The organism is Bacillus proteolyticus (assembly GCF_001884065.1).
Lineage (GTDB): Bacteria > Bacillota > Bacilli > Bacillales > Bacillaceae_G > Bacillus_A > Bacillus_A proteolyticus.
On the sequence record NZ_MACH01000054.1, the window covers coordinates 120,583 to 136,303 of the forward strand.

The 15,721-nt window shown below is 35.9% G+C and carries 16 protein-coding genes; 12 read left to right on the forward strand and 4 right to left on the reverse strand.

Going from position 1 to position 15,721, the window contains the following annotated elements; all coding sequences use genetic code 11:
• Positions 1–23 precede the first annotated feature (23 nt).
• The 3 genes from BAQ49_RS06945 (at position 24) to BAQ49_RS06955 (ending at position 2,159) form a co-directional block, all read left to right on the forward strand.
• Positions 24–440 (forward strand): YodN-related protein, encoded by a 417-nt coding sequence (locus BAQ49_RS06945; protein ID WP_071744732.1) that lies wholly within the window; start codon positions 24–26, stop codon positions 438–440.
• Between the two features lie 98 nt (positions 441–538).
• Entirely contained in the window at positions 539–1,462 is a 924-nt protein-coding gene (locus tag BAQ49_RS06950; RefSeq protein ID WP_071744733.1) for an RluA family pseudouridine synthase, read from the forward strand.
• 91 nt (positions 1,463–1,553) lie between these two features.
• Positions 1,554–2,159: a DUF1648 domain-containing protein gene (locus tag BAQ49_RS06955; protein ID WP_071744734.1), complete on the forward strand. Its 606-nt coding sequence runs from the start codon at positions 1,554–1,556 to the stop codon at positions 2,157–2,159.
• 40 nt (positions 2,160–2,199) lie between these two features.
• Here the strand turns inward: BAQ49_RS06955 and BAQ49_RS06960 are convergent, their stop codons facing one another.
• The 4 genes from BAQ49_RS06960 to BAQ49_RS06975 form a co-directional block, all read right to left on the reverse strand.
• On the reverse strand, positions 2,200–2,991 hold the full coding sequence (locus tag BAQ49_RS06960) for a CAP domain-containing protein (RefSeq protein ID WP_071744735.1): 792 nt from the start codon (positions 2,989–2,991) through the stop codon (positions 2,200–2,202).
• Between the two features lie 454 nt (positions 2,992–3,445).
• The gene (locus BAQ49_RS06965; RefSeq protein WP_071744736.1) at positions 3,446–4,774 is read right to left on the reverse strand and encodes a (Fe-S)-binding protein; all 1,329 of its coding nucleotides are present in this window, start codon (positions 4,772–4,774) and stop codon (positions 3,446–3,448) included.
• Positions 4,771–6,183 carry a glycolate oxidase subunit GlcD gene (gene glcD / locus BAQ49_RS06970; protein ID WP_071744737.1) on the reverse strand — a complete coding sequence of 471 codons (1,413 nt, stop codon included), beginning with the start codon at positions 6,181–6,183 and terminating at the stop codon, positions 4,771–4,773. Before glcD ends, BAQ49_RS06965 begins: the two co-directional genes overlap by 4 nt.
• 116 nt (positions 6,184–6,299) lie before the next feature.
• Complete coding sequence (locus BAQ49_RS06975) at positions 6,300–7,415, reverse strand: CdaR family transcriptional regulator (RefSeq protein ID WP_071744738.1); 1,116 nt, start codon at positions 7,413–7,415, stop codon at positions 6,300–6,302.
• A gap of 136 nt (positions 7,416–7,551) precedes the next feature.
• On the opposite strand from BAQ49_RS06975, the gene BAQ49_RS06980 reads away from it, so the two are divergent.
• From BAQ49_RS06980 to BAQ49_RS07020, 9 genes are all read left to right on the forward strand, one after another.
• Positions 7,552–8,523, forward strand: a complete 972-nt coding sequence (locus BAQ49_RS06980; protein ID WP_071744739.1) for a YncE family protein — start codon at positions 7,552–7,554, stop codon at positions 8,521–8,523.
• Complete coding sequence (locus BAQ49_RS06985) at positions 8,520–9,191, forward strand: response regulator transcription factor (RefSeq protein WP_071744740.1); 672 nt, start codon at positions 8,520–8,522, stop codon at positions 9,189–9,191. Before BAQ49_RS06980 ends, BAQ49_RS06985 begins: the two co-directional genes overlap by 4 nt.
• Positions 9,192–9,194: 3 nt before the next feature.
• A complete protein-coding gene (locus BAQ49_RS06990) occupies positions 9,195–10,595 on the forward strand; it encodes a sensor histidine kinase (RefSeq protein WP_071744741.1) in 1,401 nt (466 codons plus the stop codon).
• A gap of 216 nt (positions 10,596–10,811) precedes the next feature.
• Complete coding sequence (locus BAQ49_RS06995; RefSeq protein ID WP_255257118.1) at positions 10,812–11,501, forward strand: FadR/GntR family transcriptional regulator; 690 nt, start codon at positions 10,812–10,814, stop codon at positions 11,499–11,501.
• Positions 11,502–11,669: 168 nt separating this feature from the next.
• On the forward strand, positions 11,670–12,389 hold the full coding sequence (locus tag BAQ49_RS07000; protein WP_071744742.1) for a (Fe-S)-binding protein: 720 nt from the start codon (positions 11,670–11,672) through the stop codon (positions 12,387–12,389).
• Between the two features lie 16 nt (positions 12,390–12,405).
• Positions 12,406–13,827 (forward strand): LutB/LldF family L-lactate oxidation iron-sulfur protein, encoded by a 1,422-nt coding sequence (locus BAQ49_RS07005; RefSeq protein WP_071744743.1) that lies wholly within the window; start codon positions 12,406–12,408, stop codon positions 13,825–13,827.
• Positions 13,827–14,537 (forward strand): LutC/YkgG family protein, encoded by a 711-nt coding sequence (locus BAQ49_RS07010; protein ID WP_071744744.1) that lies wholly within the window; start codon positions 13,827–13,829, stop codon positions 14,535–14,537. Before BAQ49_RS07005 ends, BAQ49_RS07010 begins: the two co-directional genes overlap by 1 nt.
• Positions 14,538–14,649: 112 nt before the next feature.
• Positions 14,650–15,372, forward strand: a complete 723-nt coding sequence (locus BAQ49_RS07015) for a prepilin peptidase (protein WP_071744745.1) — start codon at positions 14,650–14,652, stop codon at positions 15,370–15,372.
• A 14-nt stretch (positions 15,373–15,386) separates the two neighbouring features.
• Positions 15,387–15,698 carry a cyclic-phosphate processing receiver domain-containing protein gene (locus tag BAQ49_RS07020; protein ID WP_071744746.1) on the forward strand — a complete coding sequence of 104 codons (312 nt, stop codon included), beginning with the start codon at positions 15,387–15,389 and terminating at the stop codon, positions 15,696–15,698.
• Positions 15,699–15,721: the final 23 nt, after the last annotated feature.

Genomic DNA, 15,721 nt, shown 5'->3' on the forward strand with positions numbered 1-15,721 from the left:
TTACATACAAGTAGGTGAAGGCAATGTTTCGTTATTTTAAGTTTAAGCTAAATGATACAGTACAGTTTGCTGAAAAAGATGGACATATGTATCGCATTGTCGGTTATCGGTTAGAAAAAGGATTTTATCCAAAAGATGAATGGACTCATATCATTTATGAACTGCTTAGAGAATTTGATGGGTATACGATGGATGCGGAAGAAGAGGAACTTGTAAAGGTCATTCAAGTAGAGGATGAGTATTACAAAATACAAGAAGTATCGGGGTATCGTTATCCAGTAAAAATGAAGCAAAAGCAGCAAGTTATGAAAGGAGAGAAGATAGACGACTTATTAGATACGTACAACGACTATAAACGATTGGCAGATTTCTTTAAAGATTTATCGTATGAACAAAAGGCTGAAGCAGTATTGCAAGAAATGAAAAGGATTAGAGCATGAGGGGCAGTCTATTATAAGACTGTCTTCTCTTTTTGGCGGTGCATCAAAGTGTATTTTCCGTTACAATGAGAGAATCAATAGAAATAAGGTGATACAGTATGGAGACAAAGAAAAAGGGCGAATGGTGTGAAATTACGGTTCCAGCGATATGGAATAGTATAAGCATTGAATCGCTGTTAAAAGTAGAATGGGAAGTGCCAAAAAAATTATTACATCAGCTTCGTATGGAAAAAGGTATTACGGTTAACGGAGAACAGAGGAGATGGGATGAACTTTTAAAAGAAGGAGATAAGTTACAAGTTCATATGTTTATGGAGGAGGAGTACGGCGTAAATCCAGAATATGGTGAATTAGATGTAGTGTATGAAGACGATCACGTACTCATTGTAAATAAGCCCGAGCAAATGGATACACATCCATCTGAAAAAGATGGGACGGGAACACTTGCCAATCTTGTTGCTTTTCATTTTCAAATGCAAGGTTTAGAGACTAAGGTTCGCCATATTCATAGGTTAGACAAAGATACGACAGGTGGTGTTGTATTCGCAAAACATAGAATTGCGGGTGCAATTATGGATCGTTTATTAATGGAACGGAAAATTAAAAGAACGTATGCGGCACTTGTTGAAGGAAAAGTAAAAAAGAAGCAAGGGAAAATTGATGCAGCTATCGGAAGAGATCGACATCACGCTACAAGGCGCCGCGTTTCTCCAAAGGGAGACCAAGCTATAACATATTATAAAGTAGAGAAATATTTTAACAAACAAAATGCTACGCTCGTAACGTTACAGTTAGAAACCGGTAGAACACATCAAATTCGTGTTCATATGAGCTATAATGGAAATCCGTTAGTAGGGGATGTATTATATGGTGGACAAACAAAATACATGTCTCATCAAGCGCTACATGCGATGAAGATTAATTTTTTACATCCAATTACGAAAGAAGAGATCATGGTTGACGTACCTTTCCCTGCAAATTTAAACAATACAATGAAAAAATTTGAAAGAGAAAACGGGTAAAGTGTAAGTTTAAACTTGAAAAAGGTAGATTTTTGCAGGGATTTCTCTAAAAGAGGCGAAGCCGTTAAGAGAAAAGAGAGGTGAGAATCACTTGGTCAAATATAAATACGTGCTAGGAATATTTTTCGCTTGTCTTTTACTTACTCTATGCATCTATCCATATTTACCAACTCGTATGGCAGTGCATTGGAACGAGAATGGTGTAGCGAATGAGTTTATAAGTAAACAAGTTGTCGTGTTATCTCTGCCTGTCCTTATTATTTTTTTACATGGATTTGTGTATATTATTTCACATAATATATATAAGTTTAACGAAGGAGAGCATTTTAGTGTAAGCGGATTTATAAAGAGTATTACTTTATTTATGTTGTTTATCCATATGCTTATTCTTTTTATTAATTTGAGAAGTATTATATTCTTTCAGACAGGACTAACGATTGGAATTAGTATGTTTCTTTTTATGCTTAGTAAAGTGTTTAAAAAGGTGAAGGATACAGAGAAAGAACCAATCAAATTACAAAAAATCCGTTTAGTTAGTAGGCGAATCTTTCAAGTGATGGCATGTAGCATATTATTTTCATTGCTTTTGAGCCTAAAATGGGGATTTTATGTATTAATTAGTGTGATAAGCTTCGGGTCTATTTTATTTATGTTCTACATTTTATATTCGTACATAATAGAAAGTTATGAAATTTAAAAAAGAGTCTTCTCCTAATGAGAAGACTCTTTTAATCTATTTACTTCGTAATAAATTGTTGTGTCCAGTAGTTACCGCTTTCTACATAACCAACACCGATGTGAGTGAAGCTATTATTTAAGATGTTTGCACGGTGTCCAGCACTGTTCATCCAAGCTTGTACTACCTCTTCAGGTGTACGTTGGCCTTGAGCGATGTTTTCACCTGCAGATGTATAAGAAATACCAAATTTCTTCATCATGTCAAACGGAGACCCGTATGTAGGGCTGTTATGATCAAAGTAGTTATTTTTTTGCATATCTTCAGATTTAATGCGCGCTACTTTGCTTAATTCAGTATCGATTTTTAGTGCTGGTAGGCCTTGTTTTGTACGCTCAGCGTTTGTTAATTCAACAACACGTTGTTCGAACTCACTTAAAGATTTTGCTTCTTCAGCAGGCTTTTGCTCAGCTGGTTTTTGTTCTGTAGGTTTTTGAGTATTGTTGTTTTCAGCAGGCTTTTGCTCAGCTGGTTTTTGTTCAGCAGGCTTTTGAGTTTCTGGCTTAGCTGTTGGTTGCTCAGTTACAACATTTTCAGTAGGCTGTTGACCAGGAATGAAGCAATCTTGTTGGAATTGTCCTTGATTCCATTGTGCTAATGATTCAACTCCCATAGATTGTAAGAATGCTTGTAATTCTTGCTGGCTCATTTGCTTCATCATCATTTTTGAATGCTGAATATTTTGAACCTTTATGTTAGATGGTTGTACTGTTGCAGCTTGTGCATCTAAAGAAGATACTCCTAAAGTAAGAGCTGTTGCAGCAGCTACAGATAATAAAACACGCTTTTTCATGATGTGTGTCCCCCTATATAAAGTTTTAATTTGTTTTCACACGATTTGTTTTTGACAGCCTGTCTGACTGACAAATTCATCGTAGCATACAATTTACAAGAAAAAAGATGGAAAAAAATTCATAGACTTCAAAATTACCTAATTTATCCTAGAGGAAGAAAAGGGCGGAAATAAGAGAAACATAGAGTATAAAAGGAATTTTCAGCATTTTTATACTTCGTTTTAAGAGGGGGGGTTGGATAAAGTTACCTAAATAGAAAATGAAGAATCCTATTGTATCAATGGTTTGAGCAATTTTCAGAGGAATATAATGGATTGATTTTTACAAAACTGTAATGTTTCTGTTGTTCTTTTTTATAATAAAGTAACATATTTTTAATGTTGTAGCAGACAAAAAAGCGGCTATCTCTTTACATAGACGAAGGAGATAGCCGTTTTCCTATTATTACGTATGTTACGAGTTAGTTTCAATTGCTTCTAATAATAAATCTACGATGTGAATTCCTCTCATTTTATGAGAAAGACCTTCCCGTTCAATGCCTAATTTCATTTGTAATAGACAACCTGGATTTGCAGTAACAATCGTTGCTGCATCTGTTTCATGTACACAGTCCATTTTATAATCTAGGAATTCCATTGATAACTCTGAATGAACAATGTTGTAAATACCAGCAGAACCACAGCAGCGGTCCGCATCTTTCATTTCACGGTATGTCGCGCCTTGGATGGCTTCTAGTAACATACGAGGTTCAGAAGATGTTCGCATAACATTGCGTAAATGACAAGAGTCTTGATACGTAATGATTTGTGGCGTGAGTCGTAAGTCAGTACGTTTATGGAAATCTAATTCTACTAGTATAGCGGTAATATCTTTAATTTTAGAAACAAACTGCTTTGCTCGCTTTGCCCACTTAGGATCATCCTTTAACAAATAATCATAATCTACGAGATAAGCTCCGCAACCACCTGCATTCGTAATAATATAGTCGATGTTTAAATCTTCGAATGCTTTTATATTTCGTTTTGCTAATTCTTTTGCTCCACTTTTTTCACCAGCATGCCCATGTAACGCCCCGCAGCAACTTTGTGTTTTCGGAATAACGATATCACAACCAGCTAACTGAAGAAGTTTCATCGTTGCGTTATTTGTTTCTAAAAACATCGTATCCATTAAACAACCTGTGAAGAAGGCAACTTGTTTCTTCTTTGTCACCTCAGCAGGTAAAAATTCAGGACGATTTTGCATTGCTTTCATTTTAGGGACTTTTGGTAAAACGAGATCCATCGTTGCAAGTGTTTCAGGGAATAACTTCATAATACCTGTTTTATGTGTTAGCGTTTGTAAACCAGAACGCTGGTAAAATCCGATTAGTCCTGTTAATGTTCTCATTCGATTTTGATGAGGGAATAGTCCTTCAAATACAACTTTACGAACAGCTCTCACGGGCACCGAGAACTTTTTATTTTGATTTATAATATCACGAGCTTCTTCTAATAAATGTCCATAATTCACACCAGATGGACAAACAGGCTCACAAGCTCGGCAGCCAAGGCAAACATTTAATGTATTTTCAATATCTTCATCTGGCTCAATTAAGCCATCGACGACGGCTTTCATTAATGCAATACGCCCGCGTGGTGAATGTGATTCTTTATATCCAGATTGAATGTAAGTAGGGCAAGTCGGTAAACAAAAGCCGCATCGCATACAGTTTAGTAGTTCATCTTCACTTAATCGTTCTTTAAATTCCTTTTGAATGTTTTCCGTATTTAATGTGGTCATCGCTCAACCACCACTCTTTTACGAGAGTCTTTCGCGAACATTTTACCTGGATTCATAATGTTATTTGGATCGAAGGCTTGTTTAATTCCTTGCATAGCAGCAATACCTTCTTTACCTAATTTCATTTCTAAATAAGGAGCTTTCATCGCGCCAACACCATGTTCACCAGTAATCGTGCCACCAAGTTCAATTGCTTTCGCAAATATTTCAGCAAAAGCTTGTTCAGCTCGGTGCATTTCTTCTTCATTACGAGCATCTGTCATACAAGTTGGATGTAGGTTGCCGTCACCAGCATGACCAAAAGTACAAATAGGAATATTATATTTCTTTGCAATTGCATTAATTGCTTCAACCATTGGAGCAATTTGTGAACGTGGTACCGTTGCATCTTCTAATATTGTAGTAGGTTTTAGTCTCGCAAGTGCTGATAGTGCACTACGACGTGCTGTACGAAGGGCATCTGCTTCCGCTTCATCTTTTGCGATGCGAACATCGACTGCATTCATGGAACGACAAACGTTAGCCATTTTTTCAATATCTCGATTGACAACTTCGGGCGGTCCATCTTGTTCAATTAATAAAATTGCCTTCACGTCAGTTGGTAAACCGATTTGTGCAAACTCTTCTACAACTTCAATTGTCGGTTGATCTAAAAACTCAAGTGTCGCAGGAATGATTTTATTTGCAATAATAGAAGAAACAGCACGTGCAGCTTCGTTAATATCTTCATATAGTGCGAGCATTGTTTTCTTCGTTTCAGGCATAGGAACAAGTTTTAATATCGCTTCCGTAACAACACCAAGTGTTCCTTCAGAACCGATAAATAGACGAGTTAAATCGTAACCAGCTACATCTTTTGCTAATTTACCGCCAGTGCGAATGATATCGCCATTTGGTAAGACAAGCTCAAGTCCCATTACATAATCACGTGTTACGCCATATTTTAACCCACGCAATCCACCTGAGTTTTCATTAATGTTACCGCCGATTGTAGAAATTTTCATAGAGCTTGGATCTGGTGGATAAAATAAACCTTTTTCTTCTACTGCTTTAATAATATCAAGTGTAATAACACCAGCTTGTACAGTAATTGTTAAATTTTCTTCGTCAATTTCTAAAATATTGTTCATATGGCGGAAAATAAGGACAATGCCGCCTTCAAGTGGACACGTTCCAGCGCAAAGATTTGTTCCAGACCCGCGAACATATACAGGAATTCTATGAGTGTTACACACTTTTAACACGTCTGCTACTTCATTTGTATTACGAGGAGCAATGACTGCATCAGGCATCGCTTGGAAGTTTGGAGTGGCATCATAACTATAAGTTAAACGCCCCATATTGGATGTATCTACATTATCTTCGCCAACAATGGATACGAATGAATCAATAATTTGCTTTTCTAACATTGGGAATCCCCCTCAAACTGTTAACGTATTTAGTAATAATAAAAACGTTGTAACAGTGCTTTCATTATAATGATAAAAAAGTCAGGGGATTCTTTCTATGTGTAATCATCTAAAGATTAATCTATTTTATCGTTCTTTTTTGTGTGATTATCTAATAATAGAAGTGCAAAGTATAAAACATTTAAATCTTTGAATTGTTTTGGGTCAAGTTCTGTATGTTCCTCAATCTTTTTTAACCTGTAATGCAATGTGTTAATGTGTATATGTAATTGCTGAGCTGTTTGCTTATAGGATTGGTTATAATCAATAAATAAACGTAAAGTGTGCATAAGTTCAGGAGATGATACTAAGTTTTTGATGGTACGCTCTAGAAACTGTTCCCGTGTTTCAGTAGAAATATCTTGTAAGCACATTTCTAAACGTAAATCTTCATTAAATACTATTTTTTTCGTTTCAAGTGATACTGAAAGAGCTTGTAATGCTTGTTCGTACGATAAGTTCATATTGCTTGGCGTAACTGTTTGCCCAATCCCGATATATAAAGTAATAGAAAATAAAGTTTCACAGTCTTGTTTTAATCGTTTTAAAAATTGATAAGTTTGCTCTTTGGAGCTTATCACCGTAAATAAGATGAATCGATCATTTCCCCAGCGAACAAATAGATGCTCCTTTGTTAATATATTGCGTACGTGTTGCCAAATTTTACGCTGAAGCATCGTGTCATTTTGATCGATAGAGAACAAAATAAGTTGTTTCTTCTTATATAAATCAATACCAAGTGTTTTTGCACGATCGAAAAAACTTGGAGACCAGTCTGTATTTTGAAGCCAATCAAAAACAAATGCTTCATAAGAACGGTGCTCAAGTTCTAGCTGTTCTAAAAAGTAATTTTCATGAATTAATAGTTCGGTCATTTTACGTAATATTTCTCCATATTGGGAAATGTTTTCAGGTTCTCCTGTGATTCCAATAACACCGATTACTTCATCATGGAATAGCAAAGGAAGATTCATCCCCGCCTTTACGCCTTGCAGTCGCCTTTCATCTTCTTTTGTAATAATGACAGTCTTTTTTTGTTTCGCACAGCGGAGTGCGCCTTCATGAAATTGACCGATTCTTTCCGCATCTGTACTTGCGATAATAACACCTTGTATATTAATGATAATAATATTTTCTGTAATCAGTCTGCGTACTTCCCGTACAATTTTATTCGCTAAATCAGGAAAAAGCATAATTTGCACACCTCAAATTCTATTTGTTGTACATTATATATGTAAGTTTATTAATAAAGGAAGATTTCACATTTTCCACACATTTATTTGTTATTTTACAATTATAACGAAATCATCCGAAGATGGAGGGAATCTTTTGAGAAAGTTTATTTTTCTTCTCTGTTTTTTATTTCTATTAGTAGGGTGTCAAGGAAGTTCATATACACCAATTGCTAAAGATAAAAATGTTATTATAACAACGAATATAAAAGAAGGCAGTATTAGTTTTATTGATAAAAAATCTAAAAAGTTAATCACGACATGGGAATTAAATGAACCGATGGCAGGAATTGCACTACTTCCAAATAATGAGGAAATACTTGTATACGGCAAGCAGTTAGAATATATGTATGTATACTCACTAACAGAAGGAAGACAGGTGGACAAATATAAGACAGGAAAAGGAATTGTGAATGTAGTCGTATCAGAAGACAAAAAACAATTATTTGCTGCCGATCAAAATGCTCAAAAGGTAAGGTTCTTTACGATAGAAGGGAAAGAGACAGGGAGTGTTTCAACAGGAAAAGGACCGATAACGATGGTAGAGCATCATAATCAGTTATCTGTACTAAATTTTTATGATACGAAACTAACAACAATTGATACAAAGAAAAAAGAGGCTATCCAATCCTTTATGATTCCCCCAGCATCAACAGGAGCGACGATTAGTCCTGATGGGAAAGAAATATGGATTGGCGGACATGGTGATGGAAGTCAGGTGAATGAGAAAGTATTAGTGTATTCATTACAGAGCGGAGAAATGGTTCGTTCTTTACATGCTCCGTTTATGCCAGTGAATATAACAAAGGATGATAAGTATGTATATGCGCTAAGTCACGGTTCGAATACGCTTAGAAAGTTTGATGCAAGTACGTATCAAGAGGTAGGATTTGCAGAAGTAGGATCTAATCCATTTGCATTTTTGAAAAGTGGTGCAGAAGGATATGTAGCTAGTTATGATAGCGATGAAGTATGCGTAATGGATATGAAGAATATGAAAATAAAACAAACAATTAAAGTCGGAAAAGGACCGTTTCAACTCATAGAGAGAGAAGGGGAAGGACAATGAGTAAATATAAAGTGCTAGTTGTAGATGACGAAAGTGATATGAGGCAACTTGTCGGAATGTACTTAGATAACTTCGGATACGAGTGGGGAGAAGCTGAAAATGGAAAAGAGGCACTTCGAAAATTAGAAACGGATCATTACGATTTCGTTGTACTAGATATTATGATGCCAGAGATGGATGGGCTTTCAGTTTGTAAAGAGATTCGAAAAACGTCGGATGTACCTATTATATTTTTAACAGCAAAAGGTGAAGAGTGGAATAGGGTGAACGGCTTACGTATGGGAGCAGATGATTATATTGTAAAGCCGTTTAGTCCTGGGGAACTAATTGCTCGTATGGAAGCTGTTTTAAGACGATATACAAAGCAAGAACAGCAAGAAGAGATTCAATTTGGACCGATTCTTATTAATGAAAAAAGTAGACGAATTGAGACGGATGGACAAGCAGTGTCACTTACAGTTAAAGAGTTTGATTTACTATATTTTCTTTGCCAACATAATGGACAAGTATTTAGTCGGGAGCAATTGCTTGAAAAGGTATGGGGATATGATTATGCAGGAAGTACAAGAACAGTAGATACGCATGTGAAAACGATGCGTCTAAAGCTCGGAGAAAATGGAAACTACATTCAAACCGTTTGGGGTGTAGGTTATAAATTTGAGGTGTAACGTATGTTTACGATGGTACAAAAGCTTTGGCTTACAGTAGTATGTGCAGTATGTGTAACAGTTTCCTTTCTTTATTTTGTATCTTTATACTCATATGAAAAGCTATACGTGGACAATTTAAAAGATTCATTAGTAATGGAAGGGAAGCGTCTTGCTACGCAATATGATAAACGTGAAGGAGTATCCACTTTTGAAGAGAAAGTAAGAGCATACGATCAAATATCTAGTTCAGATGTTCTTTTCGTGTATAATCCGCGTGATTTAAGTGCATGTTTGCCTTTCGATGTGCACCATCATTCTCTTATAAGTGAAGGGGATAGACAGTCACTATTAGATGGGAAAACTGTGACTAAGATAGGGTATGAAGAACATTTTAATCGCAATATTATGGGTGTTGTCATTCCTGTTTTAGATAATAAAAAATTAGTTGGTATTGTATACTCCTATATTCCTTTAAAAAGTATAAAAGATTTAATATTTGATATGGGCCTTATTTTAGCGCCGTTAGCACTTGCTATGATTCTAATTACAATATGGATTGGTAGAAAAATTATTATTGCTATTACAAGACCGCTTTCGCAAATGGAACGGGTTGCAAATCATTTGGCTACTGGAGATTTCTCAGAGCGGATTACAATTTCTTCAGAAGATGAAATCGGACGATTGGGAAAAGCTTTTAATAAAATGGCAAATTCTTTAGAAACAGAAGATGTAAAGCGTAAGGAGTTTTTAGCTAATGTTTCGCATGAGCTTAGAACACCACTTAGTTATATTAAAGGATATAGTGAAGCTATTTTAGACGGTGTGGCAAAGGGGCCGCAGCAGGAAAAAGTAACGCAACTCATCCATAAAGAAGCAGATCGCATGCAGCGCCTCGTTCATGATTTATTAGATTTAGCGCAGCTAGAAGGTGAACACTTTCCTCTAAAGAAACAACCTATCGTTTTTTCACAGCTTATTGAAGACGTACTTGATACGTACGAGTTACAGTTTATAGAAAAAAAACTTCGTATTTCAACGAATTTAAATCCTGAAATTATCGTAATGATTGATGATGATCGCATGCAACAAGTACTTCATAATGTGTTAGATAATGCGATACGTTATACAAATCAAAACGGGGATATCATAATAACATTAAAGCAAATTGATGATTCCTGTGAATTGCACATAAAAGATACAGGAATAGGTATTGATACAGAGCATTTAGAAAATCTCGGGGAACGCTTTTACCGAGTAGATAAAGCGAGAAGTCGTCAACACGGTGGAACAGGTTTAGGCCTTGCAATTGTAAGGCAAATTGTTCATATACATGATGGTGAGTGGAGAATAGAAAGTGAAAAAGGTAAGGGAACGACAGTTATTATTAAATTAAAAGTACAAGATGAGGAGAGCATGTTCTAATTTCGGAGACATGCTCTTTATAGTTACACGGAAATATATTAATTAATATCGAACAAATATCAAAAATTTGACTATTTTATGAACAAAACATTTGTACTTCTTACTAATTCGTTCTAAAATAGTTATGGATGTTAATTTCTTATAAAACGTTACAATTGTTGTTTGGAAGATACTGAGGTGATTTAACTGGAGTACAAATCTATTAAACCAAAAAAAATTTACGAAGAAGTATCTGAAGCTATTTTAACAATGATTAAAAATGGTACGTTAAAACCTGGTGACAAGCTACTCCCTGTTCATCAATTAGCAGAGCAGTTTCAAGTTGGCAGATCTGCAGTTCGTGAAGCGCTAAGTGCGCTCAGAGCAATGGGCTTAATTGAAATGAAACAAGGAGAAGGTACATATGTAAAGAATTTCGATTCTTCTTCATTAACAAAATCATTAAATAATAAGTTATTAATGAAGAAAGAGGATATTTTGAATTTATTAGAAGTACGGAAGGTGCTTGAAGTGGGGGCAGTTCGAGCAGCTGCGGCAAAACGTACGGATGATAATTTGCAAAATATGAAACATTGGTTAGATGAAATGGCAAAAAGCATTGGAGATGAAAAAGCTGGTGAAAAAGCAGACTTTCAGTTCCATATGGGAATCGCACAATCTTCGCATAATAGCATCTTACTTGAGCTCATGAATCATGTTTCAGAGATGATTGCTGAAACAATTGGTGAATCAAGACGCATTATTTTATATGGTGAACAAACAACATCAGAACGACTTTTAGAGGAGCATCAATCTATATATGATGCGGTGTTAAAGCAAGATGTGGAATTAGCGCAGCAAGCGATGCTAGATCATTTAACAAATGTAGAACATATTGTCACAGGTAAAAGCGATATAAATTCGTAATTTAATCTTTTAAAAATCTAATTTTCTGATAAAATAGAGAGAGATTAAGTAAGCGTTTTCTTTGGAAGAGGGAGAGGATAGGCCATGGTTGAGCCTACTTCTTCTAATCTTAGTCATCAGATGACCATATGATTGTTGGCGAAGTTGTAATGAGGGGGAATTATAGTTATGAAAGTTACTTTATTTGTTACTTGTTTAGTCGATATGTTTGAAACAAACGTCGGTAAAGCAACAGTTGAAGTATTGGAGCGTTTAGGTTGTGAAATTGAATTTCCAGAAACACAAGTTTGTTGTGGTCAGCCTGCTTATAATAGCGGCCATGTAGAAGCGGCAAAAGAAGCGATGAAACATATGATTGAAACTTTCGAAGATGCAGAATATATCGTCACACCATCTGGCTCTTGTGCGACAATGTTTCATGAGTATCCGCATGTTTTTAAAGATGATCCAAAATGGGCTAAACGTGCACAAAAGGTTGCTGATAAAACATATGAATTTACACAATTTATTGTAGATGTTTTAAAAGTTACAGACGTTGGTGCAAGTTTACCAGGGATTGCTACTATTCATAAATCGTGTCATATGACACGCCTGCTCGGAGTAAAAGAGGCACCAGGGATTTTATTATCAAACGTAAAAGGATTAACTGTAAGAGAACTGCCAAACGAGCAAAATTGTTGTGGGTTTGGGGGAACGTTTTCAGTTAAGATGACACCTATTTCTGAGCAAATGGTGGATGAAAAAGTAGATAGTGTAATGGAAACAGGTGCAGATTATTTAATCGGTGCAGATTGTGGGTGTTTGTTAAACATTGGCGGACGTATTGAGCGTTTAGGTAAAGAAGTAAAAGTAATGCATATTGCTGAGGTACTGAATAGTCGCTCATGAAGGGGGAACATAAGCTATGTCTATGAAAATCAGTGAGAAAAAATTTAATGATCGCGTAGGCGATGGAATTCAAGATTCGTTTATGCGCGGAGCGGTATCTTCTGCACAAACGAGATTATATACAAATCGATTAAAAGCAGCGGACGAATTAGGAAACTGGGAAGAGTGGCGTGAACTAGGTGAACAAATTCGTCAACATACGTTAGAGAATCTTGATTATTATTTAATGCAGTTAAGTGAAAATGTATCAAAAAGAGGCGGTCACGTTTACTTTGCAAAAACGAAAGAGGATGCGGCAAAGTATATTCAAGACGTTGCGAAAAAGAAACAAGCGAAAAAAGTTGTAAAATCAAAATCAATGGTAACTGAAGAAATTAGTATGAATCACGCCCTTGAAGAGATTGGTTGTGAAGTGTTAGAGAGTGACTTAGGAGAGTATATCTTGCAAGTAGATAATGATCCACCATCACATATTATTGCGCCTGCACTTCATAAAAATAGAACGCAAATTCGCGATGTATTCAAAGAAAAACTTGGATATGAAAATTCAGATGATCCATACGAAATGACAAAGTTTGTTCGTAAACAGCTTCGTGAGAAATTTATGGATGCAGAAATTGGTGTGACAGGTTGTAACTTCGCTGTTGCAAATACTGGTTCTCTTTGTTTAGTAACGAACGAAGGTAATGCCGATCTTGTTATGTCGATTCCGAAAACTCAAATTGCAGTAATGGGTATGGAACGTATGGTTCCGACAATGGAAGAATTAGATGTTTTAGTTGGTTTACTATGTCGTAGTGCAGTAGGTCAAAAATTAACAAGTTATGTAACAGTAGCAGGACCAATTCAAGAGGAAGAGGTAGATGGACCAGAAGAGTTTCATTTAGTCGTTGTTGATAATGGCCGCTCTCAAATTCTTGGATCAGAATTCCGTTCAGTATTGCAATGTATTCGTTGTGCTGCTTGTGTTAACGTATGTCCTGTATATCGTCACGTTGGTGGACATTCATATGGTTCTATTTATTCAGGACCAATTGGTGCCGTATTAACACCACTTTTAGGTGGGTATGACGATTACAAAGAGCTTCCTTATGCATCTAGTTTATGCGGAGCATGTACAGAAGCTTGTCCAGTAAAAATTCCATTGCATGATTTATTATTAAAACATCGTCAAGTTATCGTTGAGCAAGAAGGACGTGCTCCACTTGCAGAAAAATTAGCAATGAAAATGTTTAGTATGGGTGCTTCTTCAGCGGCTTTATATAAAATCGGATCAAAAATGGCACCGGCAGCAATGAGTCCATTTACATCTGGCAACCGTGTATCAAAAGGCGTTGGGCCACTTAAAAACTGGACAGATATTCGTGAATTCCCGGCTCCAAGTAAAGAAAGATTCCGTGATTGGTATAAAGATCATAAGAAAGGCGGGGACAAATAATGACAGGATTAATTCAAAACCGTGAGTCCTTTCTAGATAATATCGCAAAAGAACTTGGACGCGCGCGTAAAACAGAAGGCGTAGAACGTCCAGCATGGAAAAGTAATGTGAATGTAGAAACGTTAAAAGATTATTCCCAAGAAGAATTGTTAGAAGTATTTAAAAATCAATGTACAAACATTCATACAACTGTTGTGGAAACGACAAACGACCGTTTACGTGAAGATATTCAAAAAGTAATCGTTGAAAACGGCGGAGGACCTATTATATTATCAGCAGATGAACGTTTTGATTCCTATGGATTGACTTCTTTATTTAAAGAAGAGCTTCCAAAGCAAGATGTTGAAGTAAATGTATGGGATCCTGAGAAAAAAGAAGAGAATATGCGTATAGCGGAAAAAGCGAATATTGGAATCGCATTTAGTGATTATACTTTAGCTGAATCTGGTACGATTGTTGTACAGAGTCATAAAGGCCAAGGGCGTTCTTTACACTTTTTACCGACTGTATACCTTGCTATTATTCCACGTGAAACACTTGTACCTCGTATTACACAAGCAGTTCAACATATGAACTCTCGTGTGGAAAAAGGTGAAGCGGTCGCATCTTGTATTAACTTTATTACAGGACCGAGTAACTCTGCGGATATTGAAATGAATCTTGTTGTCGGAGTACATGGACCATTAAAAGCAGTGTATTTCATCGTGTAAAATAGGGGAAAGCAGGCCGGAAAACGGCCTGCTTTTTTAATAGAATAAAGATAATATGAAGTAGAAGTTCTCTCCTTTTTTTGCTATGTTCTTTTGGAAAGGAGAGGAAGGGATGTTCACTTATTTATATGCATTGTTAGTGGGTATGGTGTTTGGTTCTTTTTTTATGGTAATCGCAATGAGGGTTCCAATAGGTGAATCTATTATTACACCGCGTTCGTATTGTCACTACTGCAAGTATACGTTACAGCCGAAAGAACTTATTCCAATCATTTCATTTTGTATGCAGAAAGGGCGTTGTACGAATTGTAAAAGAAAAATCTCATGTTTGTACATAGTATTTGAATTTGTTACAGGGAGTTTATTTTTTCTTACTGTATATGTAATTGGAATAGAACGAGAGCTCATCATCATTTTATCGCTCTTTTCTTTACTTCTTATTATTTCAGTTACAGATTTAGTATATATGCTAATACCTAATCGTATTTTAATTTGGTTTGCACTTTTGCTTATTTTAGAATGTATTTTTGTACCGTTAGTTACTTGGATAGATAGTTTAGCTGGTAGTGGAACTATATTCATTTTGTTATATTGCATGCAAAGGATTCATCCAGATGGTCTTGGCGGAGGTGATGTAAAATTACTTTCGTTACTCGGATTTATAGTGGGAGTGAAAGGGGTTTTTATAACTTTATTTTTAGCATCTTGCTTTAGTCTTTGTTTTTTCGGAATAGGTATAGCGTTAAAACGTATAAAAATAAGAACCAAAATGCCGTTTGGACCTTTTATTAGCCTTGGAGCAATATGTTATATGTTGGTCACATATGCAAAATAGAGAGGAGATAGAAAATGAATGTATATATGGATGATCAAAGAAGTTGCCCGTATGGATATCTTTTGGCAACTACAGTAGAATCTGCGTTACAATTTGTTCGGATTAATAAGGTAAACATCCTCTCTCTTGACTTTAACATGGGATGGAGGCAAAAGAATGGGGCGGAATTTGTAGAAGCCTTTTGTAGAGAAGGTCTATATGTTAATGAAATTCACCTTCATACAAATGATGTCATCGGTATGCATCAGATGAAACAGAGAATTGAGAAGGGGAAAGAGCAAGGAGAAATTAATCCTCATATTGTCATTAAATATGTGGGAAGCTAAAAACTCCAAAGTAAAACTTTGGA

Coding starts and splice junctions, on each gene's coding strand:
- BAQ49_RS06945 (WP_071744732.1), top strand. CDS start 24: ATGTTTCGTTATTTTAAGTTTAAGCTAAATGATACAGTACAGTTTGCT.
- BAQ49_RS06950 (WP_071744733.1), top strand. CDS start 539: ATGGAGACAAAGAAAAAGGGCGAATGGTGTGAAATTACGGTTCCAGCG.
- BAQ49_RS06960 (WP_071744735.1), bottom strand. CDS start 2,991: ATGAAAAAGCGTGTTTTATTATCTGTAGCTGCTGCAACAGCTCTTACT.
- BAQ49_RS06965 (WP_071744736.1), bottom strand. CDS start 4,774: ATGACCACATTAAATACGGAAAACATTCAAAAGGAATTTAAAGAACGA.
- glcD (WP_071744737.1), bottom strand. CDS start 6,183: ATGTTAGAAAAGCAAATTATTGATTCATTCGTATCCATTGTTGGCGAA.
- BAQ49_RS06975 (WP_071744738.1), bottom strand. CDS start 7,415: ATGCTTTTTCCTGATTTAGCGAATAAAATTGTACGGGAAGTACGCAGA.
- BAQ49_RS06985 (WP_071744740.1), top strand. CDS start 8,520: ATGAGTAAATATAAAGTGCTAGTTGTAGATGACGAAAGTGATATGAGG.
- BAQ49_RS06990 (WP_071744741.1), top strand. CDS start 9,195: ATGTTTACGATGGTACAAAAGCTTTGGCTTACAGTAGTATGTGCAGTA.
- BAQ49_RS07000 (WP_071744742.1), top strand. CDS start 11,670: ATGAAAGTTACTTTATTTGTTACTTGTTTAGTCGATATGTTTGAAACA.
- BAQ49_RS07005 (WP_071744743.1), top strand. CDS start 12,406: ATGTCTATGAAAATCAGTGAGAAAAAATTTAATGATCGCGTAGGCGAT.
- BAQ49_RS07010 (WP_071744744.1), top strand. CDS start 13,827: ATGACAGGATTAATTCAAAACCGTGAGTCCTTTCTAGATAATATCGCA.
- BAQ49_RS07015 (WP_071744745.1), top strand. CDS start 14,650: ATGTTCACTTATTTATATGCATTGTTAGTGGGTATGGTGTTTGGTTCT.
- BAQ49_RS07020 (WP_071744746.1), top strand. CDS start 15,387: ATGAATGTATATATGGATGATCAAAGAAGTTGCCCGTATGGATATCTT.